This window comes from Burkholderia theae (assembly GCF_048565265.1).
Classification (GTDB): Bacteria; Pseudomonadota; Gammaproteobacteria; order Burkholderiales; family Burkholderiaceae; genus Burkholderia; species Burkholderia theae.
In genome coordinates this window covers 353,035-365,956 of sequence record NZ_CP183463.1, presented here as the reverse complement: position 1 = coordinate 365,956, position 12,922 = coordinate 353,035, and the positions used below count along the sequence as shown (strand labels likewise).

Here is a 12,922-nt window from a genome sequence, read left to right as displayed (position 1 = left end):
CGCCGTCAGGCCGGTTCTGCCGAATCCGTCTCGGCATCGAACGACGTATCGGCAACGTGTGCACGTTTCAGCGAGCGGGCCAGTTTCTCGATCGCGTGCAGATCGAGCATATCGAGGTGATGGCGCACGTCCTGCACGAAGCCGGCCTGATCCGGATCGTCCGCAACCTGACCGAGCCATTCCTCGATATCGGTGAGCCGCCCGTCGCCGGCGAGCAGGATCAGCGTGTCGAGCGCATCGGCGGGCGGGCCGTGCATCACGGGCGCGGCGATTTCCGGCTCGACATCGTCGCCCGGCTGAAACCGCCGGACGAGCTCCGACACCGGCACGAGCGCGTGTCCGACGGCCGGCGCGACGACCGGGAACGAGAACGTCGTGCCGACGCCCGGCCGGCTGGCGACGGTCAGCTCGCCGCCCATCGCGCCGACGATGCGCTGCGCGATGAACAGGCCGAGCCCGGTTCCGCCGTTCACGGCCTGCACCTGCTGATACGCGCGGAAGATGTCGCGGGTTCCGGTGATGTCGATCCCGATGCCCGTATCGGCCACCTCGAACAGCAGGCGCCACGCATCGCCGTCGCGCGCCGCATGAACCGACAGCGTGACCGTGCCGTCGCGCGTGAATTTCGACGCGTTCGACAACAGGTTGAGCAGCACCTGCTGCAGCCGCATCCCGTCGATCGACACCGTGCGCGGCAGCGGCGTGGCCGGCCGGTAGACGAACCGGTTGTCCTGCTGTCCGCACAGCGCGACCGCGTAGTGGCCGATGTCGTCGAGCAGGCCGGGCAGGTTGTTCGTGTCCGGCGCAACGCCGAGCGGCTGCAGTTCGGCCTTCGTGAACGCGAGCAATTCGTCGATCAGCGCGAGCTGGTAACGGATGCTGCGGTCGATCGACCGGATCAGCCGCGCCTGGCCGCGCGTCGCGCTTTGCAGCAGCAGCTTCGCGTAGCCGTTGATGGTGGACAGCGGCGCGCGCAGGTCGTGGCTGACATAACCGAGCGTCTCGATCTTCTGCTGCATGTGCGTCTTGACCAGCTGCAGCGCGTCGTTGAGCTCGACCGTCCGTTTCGCGACTTCGTCGCGCAGGCGATCCTGTTCGGTGAGCTGGAACTGTTCGAGCCGTTTTCTCGCCTCGGTGCGCTGACGGCCCACGTGGTGGATCCACGCGGCCAGCACCAGCAGGTGCGTGGCGAGCCCGATGATCGCGATGACGGGATTCGGATAGATATCGGACTTGAGCCAGAACAGGAATGGCGGCAGCGCGTCCATGCCGTCGAGTATCCGGATCAGCATGTTGAAGGTGGCGGTCGCGATCGCGATCAGCATCACGCGGCCGGTCGGCGTCCGGCGGATCGCGAGCGTCAACGCCGCGCAGATGTTCACGATCCCCAGCACGGTGTTCAACCGCAGGCAGAACCACGTGAAGGTCAGCAGGTCGCCGCATACGGCACCGGCGATGCCGACGCCTTCGAGCGCGAGGAACGCCATGTAGACGGCACGCATCGGCATCCGGGCCTGCTCGCGTCGCGCGACCGTCAGGATGAAGACGATGAAGCATGCCACCGACAGGTACACGAACACTTCTTCGCCGCGCGCCGCCCACTCGCGTGCGGCGGGCGACAGCGCCATCGCCGCATAACCGCGGTACGCCGCTTCGAACAGCGTCGTGCTCAGCGCCATCGCGGCCAGCACGTAGAACACGCTGCTGCGCGAGAAGAACCCGATCAGCAGCGCGCACCACACGAGCGCGAGCAACCCGCCGAAAAAACCGAAGTCCCACATCGTGGCGCGCGATTCCTGCGCGGACCATGCTTCGCGGGTGTACGCGGCCGGCGCGAGCCGCATTTCCTTGCGCGACGTGACGCGGATCAGCACGGGGACGCTTTCGCCGGCGCGCAGCGTGACGTCGAGTACCGGGTACCGCGATGGCTGCCGGTTCGCGTCGCCGTCGGTTTCGACATCGGCGGCGGGGAAGCGGCTGGCGTGTGTCCACTGGCCGTTCCGCTGGAGATAGAAGTCGACCTGGTCGACGCGCGCGTCGCGCAACACCAGGACCAGCGGGCGCAACGTGCTGCCGCGGTTGCCGAGCGTCGCGCGGACCCACCATGCCGACCGGGAAAACTCGACGTTGAACGCCGGCGTGGTCGCTGAGGATCGACTGCGTGACGGATCGGCGAGCCGGTCGGCGACCTGGTCGGCGGTCATCGTCGTGCCGGTGTCCTCGAAAAGCGACACGGCTTCCAGTTGCGCGGGGTTCGGCGTCGATGCGGCGCGGGCCGTCGTACAGGTGATGGCCATCGCCATCAGGAGCAGCAGCAGTGCGCGACATCCCGCTGCCCAGGCGGCGTGGCGCCTATGCATCGTGATGGTGCGCCCCGGGCGTCGGCGGCGCATGGGCCGCATGACGCTGGCGGCGCCAGTCGGATGGCGTGATGCCGAAGCGCTCGCGGAAGGCCGTCGCGAAATTGCCGGGTGTGGAGAAGCCGATTTCCTCGGCGATGTCGCCGATCCCCATCGATGTCTCCGCGAGGAAATGCATCGCGGCGCGCAGGCGCGTGTCGCGCAGATACTCGAATACGGTCTGGCCGAGATGGTCGCGGAACACGCGGGACAGGCGTTTTTCATGCGTGCCGACCTGTCTGGCGAGATCCTCGAGCGCCGGCGGATGACGCAGGTCGCGCAGCAGCACCTCGCTCGCCGCGCGCACCAGCGCTGCTTCGGGGTTGTCGGGCAGTTCGGGCAGGTGCGCGAACGGCTGGCTGCGCCGCGTCCGCTTCAGGTGATTGCGGATCCGGGCAATCACTTCCGCCGGTTCGAACGGCTTGACGATGTAGTCGATCGCGCCGGTCTCGAGCCCCGCGATGCGATCCTCGAGATCGCCCGCGGCCGTCAGGATGATGACCGGGATGGACTGCGTCGACGGCGTCGACGCGAGCAGCCGGCACGCGGCGAACCCGTCCATGCGCGGCATGCGCACGTCCATCAGGATCAGGTCGGGCGCGATCGCCTGCGCGCGGTGATAGGCCTGCAGCCCGTCGAACGCGACGCTGATCCGGCACCGCGCGACACGCAATATCTCGGTCAGGAGCCGCAGGTCGTTCGGGCGATCGTCGACGACAAGAATATGTGCGTCGGCGAGATCCGGCGTGGAGCGAGGCGGTGCCGGACTGGACAAGCGGGATGACATGGTTGCGAACGGGTAGGGAAGTAGGCCAGACGGGCTGAAAGCATCGTTATGTGCACGATTGTTGCGAAAAATTATATGTCGGCAACAGCCGGATTGTGAGGATTCCGTGCGGCCTGTGTGGGCATATCCGGCGGGGGCGCGGCGCGTTTTCGGCCGCGACGTTCGGCTGGCACGAAAGAGGTGGAAAAATATTCCGGAATGGTTATATTGATATCGGTCTTTATTTCCGTTTCAATGTTATTGGACTTGATTTGGCCCGGGCGATGTATTCGTGCGTCACGTATCGAAAAGTCGATGGTGCTCGATGTAAATTGAATCCGCCAATTCACTGCTTGCCTGATTAAGATTTTGTTGATAGACGGTCAAAAGTTCTTTCGCCCGTAAATCGGATTTCGTGCCGGTGTGTATGAATGTAAATGCCGTCCGCTCCGGAAAAGGGTTTTTCCGCTCCGGAAAAGGTTTGTTTGGAAGAACACCTGCACACTAGCCCCGGCGCGGCTGGAATCGGTTCTTCAGAGGTGGGCTGGTTTCACGCGGATTGCATATCGCTGTCGTATCTTCAGCATGCGATGTTAAACGTGACATCGCATGATGGCATTCTCAAGATCTGGGAATGGGGCAGCAAGAAAATAACTGGCACGAGGGTAATACAAACTTCATATTTCGCCGTATCCGTTGATATATAAGAAGAGCCGGCGAATGATCGGGTTTGTGTGGGTGTGAAGCATCGAGAAAGAAAAATCGTCAAGGAAATTCGATCGATTAATTCGATGCGGGGGTCGTTCGGCACGGCGGCGATGTTTTTCCGGAAATCCGGAAAATGCGTTTGAAAGCTGAGCGGAAAGGGTGAGTGGCGTCGCGTTGGCAGCCTGGCGGTTCGAAGGTCCGGGGGCAGTCGCGTACGGTGCGCTATCGAATCAGGCGGGCACGAAAAATATGAACACGACAGGCATGGCAGGTCAACGGACCGGTTCGAGCGAACCGGTGCCGACCGTCAGCGTCAGCGATCCGGCGGCGCATGCTTCAGTCCCGCGGGTCACGCGACGTCATCCTCCTCCCGAATGAAACAGGACGGGCCGCCCCGAGGTGCGGGCCGGCATCCGTCCATCCGGCGTCTGAACGGCGCTTTCCGATGAGATCCGAAGTCGCCGCTGGTTCGGCGCGACGGCGCACGCGCGTGCATTGGCCATGCGTCGCGCATCGTGCCGCCGCCGGGACGGCGATGTCGGCTTCCGTGTTTCGATAACCGGCGATCGTCGCCGCGCATCGTGCTGCCACGCACATGCGGGGTGCGGTCGCGTGATCGCGATAACGATCGCGAGTGTCGTGCAGCGTTGCTCAGTCGTTTAGTTAGTCATCCAAAGTGAAGAGCGGAGCGTCACGAAGCAAGCGGAACGCGCAGGGATGCGTCTTCGCCGGCCGCAGCGTGCGTTGTCGCGTCATCCAGCACATGAGAACCGAGGGAAGACAAGATGAACAAGTCGTTCAAGTCGATCTGGAACGAAGCATTGGGAGCCTGGGTTGCGGCGTCGGAGCTTGACCGCGCGCGCGGAAAGCGGGTTGCGTCGTCGAGTCGCGCGCCGGAGCGGGCCGCGAACGGGGGGGCCGCGACACACGAGGGGATGCCTTCCGCGCTGTCGCTACGACGGCTGGCCGTGCTGATGGCATCGGCGTATCTCGGCTTGTTCCATGCTGCCGCGCATGCGCAGTACGCGCAGGATGGCGGGTCGGCAACCGGCGGCATCAGTTCGATCTCGATCGGCGTCGGTTCGAGTGCCGCGCAGCAGAATTCCACCGCATTGGGCAACCTGTCGACGGCGCAGGGCGTGTCGGCCACCGCGCTGGGCCCGGGCGCTCATGCGATGGCCGACGGTTCGACGGCCGTCGGCATCAACGCGCAGGCGACCGGCACCAATAGCGCGGCGCTCGGCGTGCAGGCGATCAGTTCGGGAGCGTTTGCGGTTGCCGTCGGTAATCAGACCCAGGCGACGCAGTCCGGCACGGTGGCGATCGGCAGTGGCGCGACCGCGAACGGCGTTTCCGCCATCGGGCTCGGGAACAATGCCACGGCCTCTGGCCAGAATGCGGCTGCACTCGGACTCGGCGCGGTTTCGTCGGGCCTTGGCAGCGTTGCGCTCGGTTTTTCGTCACAGGCGACCAATCAAGGCACGATCGCGATCGGCAACCAGTCGACGAGTTCGGGTGCGGCAGGCGTTGCGGTGGGTAGCGGCTCGCTGGCGTCCGGCAATTCCGCCGTCGCGATGGGCGTCAACAGCGGCGCGAAGGGCGGGACGTCGATCGCGATCGGCTGGGGTGGCGTCGCCGGTGTACCGGGATCGGGCACGCAGTCGCTCGGCATCAGCTCGATCGCGCTGGGCTCGAGCACGACGGCCGGCGCCGACCAGTCGATGGCGCTTGGCCTGAGCGCCAACACGTCGGGCGTCAGTTCGATCGCGATGGGTGTGCAGGCGACCGCGACGCAGCAGTTCGGCGTCGCGCTCGGCAATCTCGCGCTCGCCAGCGGCATATCGGCGGCCGCATTGGGGTCCGGTGCGACCGCGTCGGCCAACAATTCGACCGCAATCGGCATCAACAGCGTCGCGGCGGCGGGTTCCTCCGTCGCGATCGGCGATACCAACTCGGTTGCGGCTGCCGCGGGCGCGGGCTCGATCGCGGCCGGCAACAACTCGAAGGTGCTGACGGGCACCGGTGCCGTGGCGCTCGGCGAAGGCCAGACGGTCAGCGGCAACGGCGCGGTGGCGATCGGCGACCCGAGCACCGCGATCGGCACCGGCGCGGTCACGGCCGGTTCGAACAACACCGCGAACGGCAACGGCGCGGTGGCGATCGGCAATTCCAACAACGCGCAGGGCACCGGCTCGCTCGCGCTCGGCAACACGTCGACCGCAGCGGCGGCGGGCGCGGTGGCGTTCGGCGCGTCGGCCGTAGCGAACAATGCGAACGATGTCGCGCTCGGCTCGGGGTCGACGACGGCCGCGCCGAATCCGACGGCAAGCGCGGTGATCGGCGGCGTCACGTACAACTTCCAGGGCACGACGCCGACCAGCGTCGTCAGCGTCGGTGCGCCGGGCACCGAACGCCAGATCACCAACGTCGCGGCCGGGCGCATCAGCTCGACGAGCACGGATGCGATCAACGGTTCGCAGCTCGCTGCGACGAACCAGGCGGTCAATTCATTGTCGACGTCGACGGCGTCGAGTGTGAGTTCGTTGTCGACGGGCGTGTCGTCGTTGTCGACCGGGTTGTCGTCGGCCACTAGCTCGATTACGTCGCTGTCGACGTCGACGTCGACGGGTATCAGCTCGCTGTCGACGGGGTTGAGTTCGACGAACAGTGCCGTCACGTCGTTGTCGACTTCGACGTCGACGGGTATCAGCTCGTTGTCGACGGGGTTGAGTTCGACCAACAGTTCGGTGACGTCGCTGTCGACTTCCACGTCGACGGGGTTGTCGTCGGCTACTAGCGCGATCACGTCGTTGTCCACGTCGACGTCGACCGGTATCAGCTCGCTGTCGACGGGGTTGAGTTCGACCAACAGTTCGGTGACTTCACTGTCGACCTCCACGTCGACGGGCTTGTCGTCGGCCACTAGCGCGATCACGTCGCTGTCCACGTCGACATCGACTGGCATCAGCTCGCTGTCGACCGGCCTGAGTTCGACCAACAGTTCGGTGACTTCTCTGTCGACTTCCACGTCGACGGGCTTGTCATCGGCCACTAGTGCGATCACGTCGCTGTCCACGTCGACGTCGACGGGTATCAGCTCGCTGTCGACCGGCCTGAGCTCGACCAACAGCTCGGTGACGTCGTTGTCGACGTCCACGTCGACGGGCTTGTCGTCGGCCACTAGCGCGATCACGTCGCTGTCCACGTCGACGTCGACCGGCCTGAGTTCGACGAACAGTTCGGTGACGTCGTTGTCGACGTCCACGTCGACGGGCATCAGCTCGCTGTCCACCGGCCTGTCGAGCACGAACAGCGCGGTCACGTCGCTGTCCACGTCGACCTCGACGGTCGTCGGCTCGCTGTCGACCGGCCTGAGTTCGACGAACAGCTCGGTCACGTCGCTGTCGACGTCGACGTCGACCGGTATCAGCTCGCTGTCGACCGGCCTGAGTTCGACCAACAGTTCGGTCACGTCGCTGTCCACATCGACGTCGACGGGCATCAGCTCACTGTCCACCGGCTTGTCGAGCACGAACAGCGCGGTGACGTCGCTGTCCACGTCGACCTCGACGGTCGTCGGTTCGCTGTCGACCGGCCTGAGCACGACGAACAGCAACGTGACGTCACTGTCGACCGCGACGTCGACGAGCATCGGTTCGCTGTCCACCGGGCTCAGTTCGACGACGAGTTCGATCACGTCGCTGTCGACGTCGACCTCGACGATCGTCGGCTCGTTGTCCACCGGCTTGTCGAGCACGAACAGCAACCTGACGTCGCTGTCGACCGCCACGTCGACGGGCATCAGTTCGTTGTCGACCGGCCTCAGCTCGATCGCGTCGAACAACGGCAATCTCGGCAACAGCACGGCTGGCGCGCTCGGCGGCGGCGCGACCTACAACCCGACGACCGGGACGATTTCGGCGCCGTCCTACGTGACCTATAACGGCGACGGCTCGACGACGGTCAACAACAACGTCGGCTCGGCGATCGACAACATCAACGCGCACGGCATCAAGTATTTCCACGCGAACTCGACCGCGCCGGACAGCCAGGCGCTCGGCGTCGACAGCGTCGCGATCGGCCCGAACGCGATCGCGAAGGTGGACGGCAGCATCGCGCTCGGCGCCGGCTCGGTGTCCGATCGCGCGACGGTGCCGGCGTCCGGCATCATCCGCAACGGCAGCGCGTCGATTCCGTTCAACACGACCGACCAGACGTTGCTGGGCGCGGTATCGGTCGGCGACGCGGCGAGCAAGACGTATCGCCAGATCACCAACGTCGCGGACGGCACCGGCCAGCAGGACGCGGTGACCGTGCGGCAGCTGGCCGGCGCGTTGCAGTCGTTCGCGGTCACGACCACGAAGTATTTCCATGCGAACTCGACGGCGGTGGATTCGCTCGCGGTCGGCGCCGAATCGGTCGCGGTCGGCCCGACGACGGTCGTCAACGGCGACAACGGCGTCGGCATCGGCAACGGCGCGATCGTCGACGCGACCGCGCCGGGCGGCGTGGCGATCGGTCAGGCGGCCAGTTCCGCGCAAGCCGATGCCATCGCGCTCGGCAGCGGCGCGACGGCCACCGGCGCGCAGTCGGTCGCGCAGGGCGCCAACGCGCTCGCGGCCAGCGTGGGCAGCGTCGCGCTCGGATCGGGCGCGCACAGCAATGCGACCGACGCGCTCGCACTCGGCGCCGGCGCGTCGGCGACGCTGGCGAACAGCGTCGCGCTCGGCGCGGGTTCATTGACCACGGTCGGCGCGCTGACCAACTACATCGCGTACGGCCTGAGCACCCCGCAGTCGTCGGCCGGCGAAGTGAACGTCGGCAACCGGCAGATCACCGGGCTGGCGGCCGGGAAGAACGGCTCCGACGCGGTGAACGTGTCGCAGCTCGATTCGGTTGCCAACCAGCTGACGACGCTGATCACCCAGCGCACGTCCAACCTCGGTTCGTACACGACGAATCCGATCGGCACGAACGTGACGCCGGGTTCGACCGGTGCGAACTCGTCGGCGGGCGGCTCGGGCGCGGTTGCATCGGGCTCGAACAGCACGGCGGTCGGCAACGGGTCGCTGGCGTCCGGCAACGGGTCGACCGCGATCGGGGTCGGGTCGACGGCGTCGGGCGGCAATTCGACCGCGATCGGCACGGGCAGCAACGACGGCGGGCGCTCGAACGTCGTCGCGGTCGGCTCGGCGGATTCGGCGCGCCAGGTCGTCAACGTCGCGGCCGGCACGCAGGGCACCGACGCGGTCAACGTGAACCAGTTGAATGCGGTATCGAACCAGTTCACGCAGTCGCTGAACACCGTCAACAACCAGCTGACGCAGATGCAGCAGCAGATCCAGCAGACCGATTCGATGGCGCGCGAAGGGATCGCCGCAACCGCCGCGATCGCGTCGATTCCGCACATGGACCGCGACTCGAATTTCGCGATGGGGGTCGGTACGGCGAGCTTCCTCGGTCAGAAAGCGATGGCGGTCGGCGTGCAGGCGCGCATTACGGAGAACCTGAAGGCGACGCTGAATGGCGGTTTCAGCGGCAGTCAACGCGTCGTTGGCGGCGGCATGTTGTACCAGTGGAAGTAGTTCCGCGCGCACCGAATGAGAACGCATCCGCATGCGGCCGCGCTGTCGCGCCGCATGCGCGATTTCGAATCGATTTTCCGGAGTTATCCAGTGAACAAATACTCTCTTGCCTTGCTTGTGTCCGTGGCGTCCCTCGCCGCATGCTCGAGCGCGTCCGGGCCGACCTTCAACGCGTATGAGCTGCAACCGAGAAACGGTATCCGGACGTTCCGCGTCGACTGTCACGGCATCCTGTCGAGCGAAAAGACCTGCATGAAGGTTGCAACACGCGTGTGCGACAAGGAGGCGGTCCGCGTCGTCGATTCCGCGGCGCCATTGCGCGAAGGTGCCGACCCGCGGTCGCTCGAGTTCCAGTGCGGCGCGGCGCCAGCGCCGGCTCCGGAGCCCGCCGCGGCAGCGCCGGCTGCCGTTGAAAAGATCAGTTTGACCGGCGATGCGTACTTTGCGACCGACTCCGCAACGTTGACGCCCAAGGCTCAGGCGGCACTCGACGCATTGCTGAGTCGTCAGGCGGACCGGCGTTTCTCGCGTGCCGCGGTGACGGGTTATACCGATGCGGTCGGTTCGGAGGCGCACAATCTCGTGCTGTCGCGGCGCCGAGCCGAGTCGGTCGCGTCGTACTTGCGCGAACATGGCCTGAAGGCGGATTCCGTCACGGCGACCGGCAGGGGAGAAGCCGATCCGGTGGGCTCGAACGATACCGCGGAAGGGCGAGCGAGCAATCGGCGCGTGGAGATTTCACTTCAGAATTAACGGACAGACGGCCGCCGGCGACATCGTCAACGGCGGCCGGCATGCGACGATCCTGCGTTGGGGAGACCAAAACAACGTGGAGCGGGAGGGAGACGGGTCCGGTCGCGCCGGGCCCGTGTGGCCCGCCCGCTCGTTATCATGCGTGACAGCGGGAAGTCCGTGAAGGTCCGTCACTGGACGGGTTGGCGTTCACGCCCGTCGTCTCGACCGCGAAACGGCAATCCGAACTGGACGAGCGCCGTCGATTTTCCGACGGCGCTCGTCACGTTTGCGGATCGTTCCTGCCCGACACTCATGCGTCGTCGGCCCATCGGCGCCCGCCATCGCATTGCCGCGCCAGGCGGGTGTCAGCGCGGCCGCATCGGCAGGACTGCAATGACCGCATGGCAGAGACGGGGCCGATATGACGCACGTGTGGTGGACAAGTCGAGCGCCCGACAGCGGACGCCACGTCAGTGTCTGATCACGCAGACGGCCACGATTTCATACCCGGGGTCGGCGTGCGCGTGGGCTGCTTCTTCCGCTTCTTCATACGAACAAAAGGACGTGGCATCTTCAACCGCCGGTGCCATACCGATGTCACCGTCCTCGGCGGTACAGAGGAACTGCTCGCCGGTCTTCACGACGTAGATGGACATCATGATTCCCTCCATGGTTTGCAGGGGGAAGTTTCAGTCTAGCAGGCCGGAGGAGGGGCGGGCGATCCGCTGCGTCCGATCCGCCGGACGTCACGGATGGCCGTCGACCCGAAGCGGTCCATCGATCCGGCATCGCGTGACGAGGCGGTTTCAGGATCTTCGATCGGCCCCGATCTGTCTGCCTGCAGTGGGGGCGGAAAGCCGTGCACAATACGCGCATGCAAGCCCCAGACCTCGAAACCCTCGTCACCGTCACCATGCCCTTCGGAAAATACAAGGGACGACTCATTGCCGACCTGCCCGGGAACTACCTCAACTGGCTGGCCCGTGAGGGATTCCCGCGCGGAGAAATCGGCCGACAGCTCGCGCTGATGCACGAAATCGATCACAACGGCCTGAGAGGTTTGCTGGAGCCGCTCCGCAAACGCGGATAGAGCAAATCGGCGGCGCTTGGCGCTGCGCGCTACGCCGCCCACATCGCATCGGTCGTCGTTGCCGTTTGGTCCGGAGATTCGCACACGACGTTGTTCTTGGCACCTGCCCGACACGCGGGGACGCGCAGAGCGCTCATTGCCGCACGAAACGAATCGGCCATACGGCGCCACCACGCGTATTTGCACAATTACCGCGTCGCCGTTGCTGACCTAGAATACAAAATACGCCCTTGCGGGTGAGTTGATGGCAGAAAAGGGGTGCCAACATGAGACGCCTTTATTTCCTCGTCCCCGATACGCAGATGGCGAAAGCGATCGTCGACGATTTGCTGCGCGCACGCATCATCTGGCGCCATATCCACGTGCTCGCTGATCACAGCGTCACACTCGATCAGTTGCCCGAAGCATCGTTGCTTCAAAGCAGCGATGTCGTTCACGCACTCGAGCGCGGCGTGGCGCTCGGCGGCGCGACGGGCGCGCTGATCGGCCTGGTCGCGCTGGTGTTTCCGCCCGCCGAGCTCGTGATCGCGGGCGGCGCCGTCGTCGCATTGACGCTGGCCGGAGCGGGCTTCGGGGCATGGACGGCCGCGATGATCGGCATCGCCGAGCCGAACGTGCGACTCCAGCGATTTCGCGAAGCCATCCGGGAAGGCCAGATTCTGATCATGGCCGACGTACCGGGATCGCGAGAGCAGGAAATCGAGGAGATGGTCGCCCAGCATTTTCCGAAGGCGGATCTGGAAGGCGCCGAGCCTACGACACCGATCTTCCCCTGACACTCGAAAACCGCGATACACGACACCCGAGGCTGGCTCGGCATTGCGCATGCCGGATTCAGGCCGGAGTGAAATCGGCATCCGTCCGCGCAGGAGAATTGCCGGGGACGCCCGTTGCCCCGGCACCGCCGTTCCATGTCGCACCGACACCCGCCGGCCCCCTCGCCGGAACGCATGCAGAACGCCGTGGCGCCATGCAGAGCGCAGGGTTTTTGCACCTTGCATTGGCACCCATATCTGCCATTCTGAATCGCAGAAGGGACGTACTTGTGACGCACGTGGCGCCCTCCTAACCTGAATGCCGAAGCTGAACTGTCCGCAAGGAGGTCGTATGGAACTGAACATTCAATCACACCATTGGCAACGGCGGACGCCCGACTGGCTCGCCGCTGCCGTGGCCGGTCTTGCGGGTGGCGCCCTGGTGATCGTGCTCGAATTCTTCTGGTCGACCATGGTGCTCGACGAAAGCCCGTGGCAACCGACCCACAAGATCGCGGCGATGGTGTTGGGTCGCAGTGCGCTCGAACAGATGTCGGTCTTCAGCGTCGGCATCGTGGGGACGGCGCTGATACTGCACTACGTGCTCGGCGCCATCATGGGGATGATTCTCGCCGTGATCATTGCGCCGTTCCGCTTCGATTCGAGTGTGCGCATGGAGGCTGTCATCGGGCTGGCCTTCGGGATCGTCGCGTATGTGTGGAACTTCTATGTGATGACAGCCGTGTTCCCATGGTTCGTCTCGGAGCGGGGTTCCGGACCCTTGTTGGCAAACCTGCTGTTCGGTGTGGTCACCGCCGTCACCTACGGCATGCTCGAGCGGCGCAAGCAGGACGCGATGCGCTGACACGCCGTGTTTTCCCGCC

Annotated in this window: 8 protein-coding genes; 5 read left to right on the top strand and 3 right to left on the bottom strand. The window is 65.3% G+C overall.

Annotated elements, in window-relative coordinates; genetic code table 11:
* Window positions 1-5: 5 nt before the first annotated feature.
* Together ACN22W_RS34430 and ACN22W_RS34425 are read right to left on the bottom strand one after the other, a co-directional pair.
* Window positions 6-2,360 carry a sensor histidine kinase gene (locus tag ACN22W_RS34430; RefSeq protein ID WP_419690769.1) on the bottom strand — a complete coding sequence of 785 codons (2,355 nt, stop codon included), beginning with the start codon at window positions 2,358-2,360 and terminating at the stop codon, window positions 6-8.
* Window positions 2,353-3,186, bottom strand: a complete 834-nt coding sequence (locus ACN22W_RS34425; protein ID WP_193102583.1) for a response regulator — start codon at window positions 3,184-3,186, stop codon at window positions 2,353-2,355. The genes ACN22W_RS34430 and ACN22W_RS34425 overlap by 8 nt, the downstream gene beginning before the upstream one ends.
* Before the next feature lie 1,472 nt (window positions 3,187-4,658).
* Here ACN22W_RS34425 and ACN22W_RS34420 point away from each other — a divergent pair.
* Complete coding sequence (locus ACN22W_RS34420) at window positions 4,659-9,458, top strand: YadA-like family protein (protein WP_419690510.1); 4,800 nt, start codon at window positions 4,659-4,661, stop codon at window positions 9,456-9,458.
* Between the two features lie 54 nt (window positions 9,459-9,512).
* On the top strand, window positions 9,513-10,211 hold the full coding sequence (locus tag ACN22W_RS34415) for an OmpA family protein (RefSeq protein ID WP_419690768.1): 699 nt from the start codon (window positions 9,513-9,515) through the stop codon (window positions 10,209-10,211).
* Between the two features lie 452 nt (window positions 10,212-10,663).
* Here the strand turns inward: ACN22W_RS34415 and ACN22W_RS34410 are convergent, their stop codons facing one another.
* A complete protein-coding gene (locus ACN22W_RS34410; protein ID WP_048248396.1) occupies window positions 10,664-10,852 on the bottom strand; it encodes a hypothetical protein in 189 nt (62 codons plus the stop codon).
* Between the two features lie 215 nt (window positions 10,853-11,067).
* Here ACN22W_RS34410 and ACN22W_RS34405 point away from each other — a divergent pair, with 215 nt between their 5' ends.
* The 3 genes from ACN22W_RS34405 (at window position 11,068) to ACN22W_RS34395 (ending at window position 12,903) form a co-directional block, all read left to right on the top strand.
* Window positions 11,068-11,283 (top strand): DUF3820 family protein, encoded by a 216-nt coding sequence (locus tag ACN22W_RS34405; protein WP_129518290.1) that lies wholly within the window; start codon window positions 11,068-11,070, stop codon window positions 11,281-11,283.
* 266 nt (window positions 11,284-11,549) lie between these two features.
* Complete coding sequence (locus ACN22W_RS34400; RefSeq protein ID WP_193102585.1) at window positions 11,550-12,059, top strand: DUF1269 domain-containing protein; 510 nt, start codon at window positions 11,550-11,552, stop codon at window positions 12,057-12,059.
* 331 nt (window positions 12,060-12,390) lie between these two features.
* Window positions 12,391-12,903: a hypothetical protein gene (locus ACN22W_RS34395; RefSeq protein WP_419690509.1), complete on the top strand. Its 513-nt coding sequence runs from the start codon at window positions 12,391-12,393 to the stop codon at window positions 12,901-12,903.
* Window positions 12,904-12,922 lie beyond the last annotated feature (19 nt).

Bases quoted from the DNA above. Each gene is read 5' to 3' on its own strand.
- ACN22W_RS34430 (WP_419690769.1), bottom strand. From the start codon at position 2,360: ATGCATAGGCGCCACGCCGCCTGGGCAGCGGGATGTCGCGCACTGCTG.
- ACN22W_RS34425 (WP_193102583.1), bottom strand. From the start codon at position 3,186: ATGTCATCCCGCTTGTCCAGTCCGGCACCGCCTCGCTCCACGCCGGAT.
- ACN22W_RS34420 (WP_419690510.1), top strand. From the start codon at position 4,659: ATGAACAAGTCGTTCAAGTCGATCTGGAACGAAGCATTGGGAGCCTGG.
- ACN22W_RS34415 (WP_419690768.1), top strand. From the start codon at position 9,513: ATGCGCGATTTCGAATCGATTTTCCGGAGTTATCCAGTGAACAAATAC.
- ACN22W_RS34410 (WP_048248396.1), bottom strand. From the start codon at position 10,852: ATGATGTCCATCTACGTCGTGAAGACCGGCGAGCAGTTCCTCTGTACC.
- ACN22W_RS34405 (WP_129518290.1), top strand. From the start codon at position 11,068: ATGCAAGCCCCAGACCTCGAAACCCTCGTCACCGTCACCATGCCCTTC.
- ACN22W_RS34400 (WP_193102585.1), top strand. From the start codon at position 11,550: ATGAGACGCCTTTATTTCCTCGTCCCCGATACGCAGATGGCGAAAGCG.
- ACN22W_RS34395 (WP_419690509.1), top strand. From the start codon at position 12,391: ATGGAACTGAACATTCAATCACACCATTGGCAACGGCGGACGCCCGAC.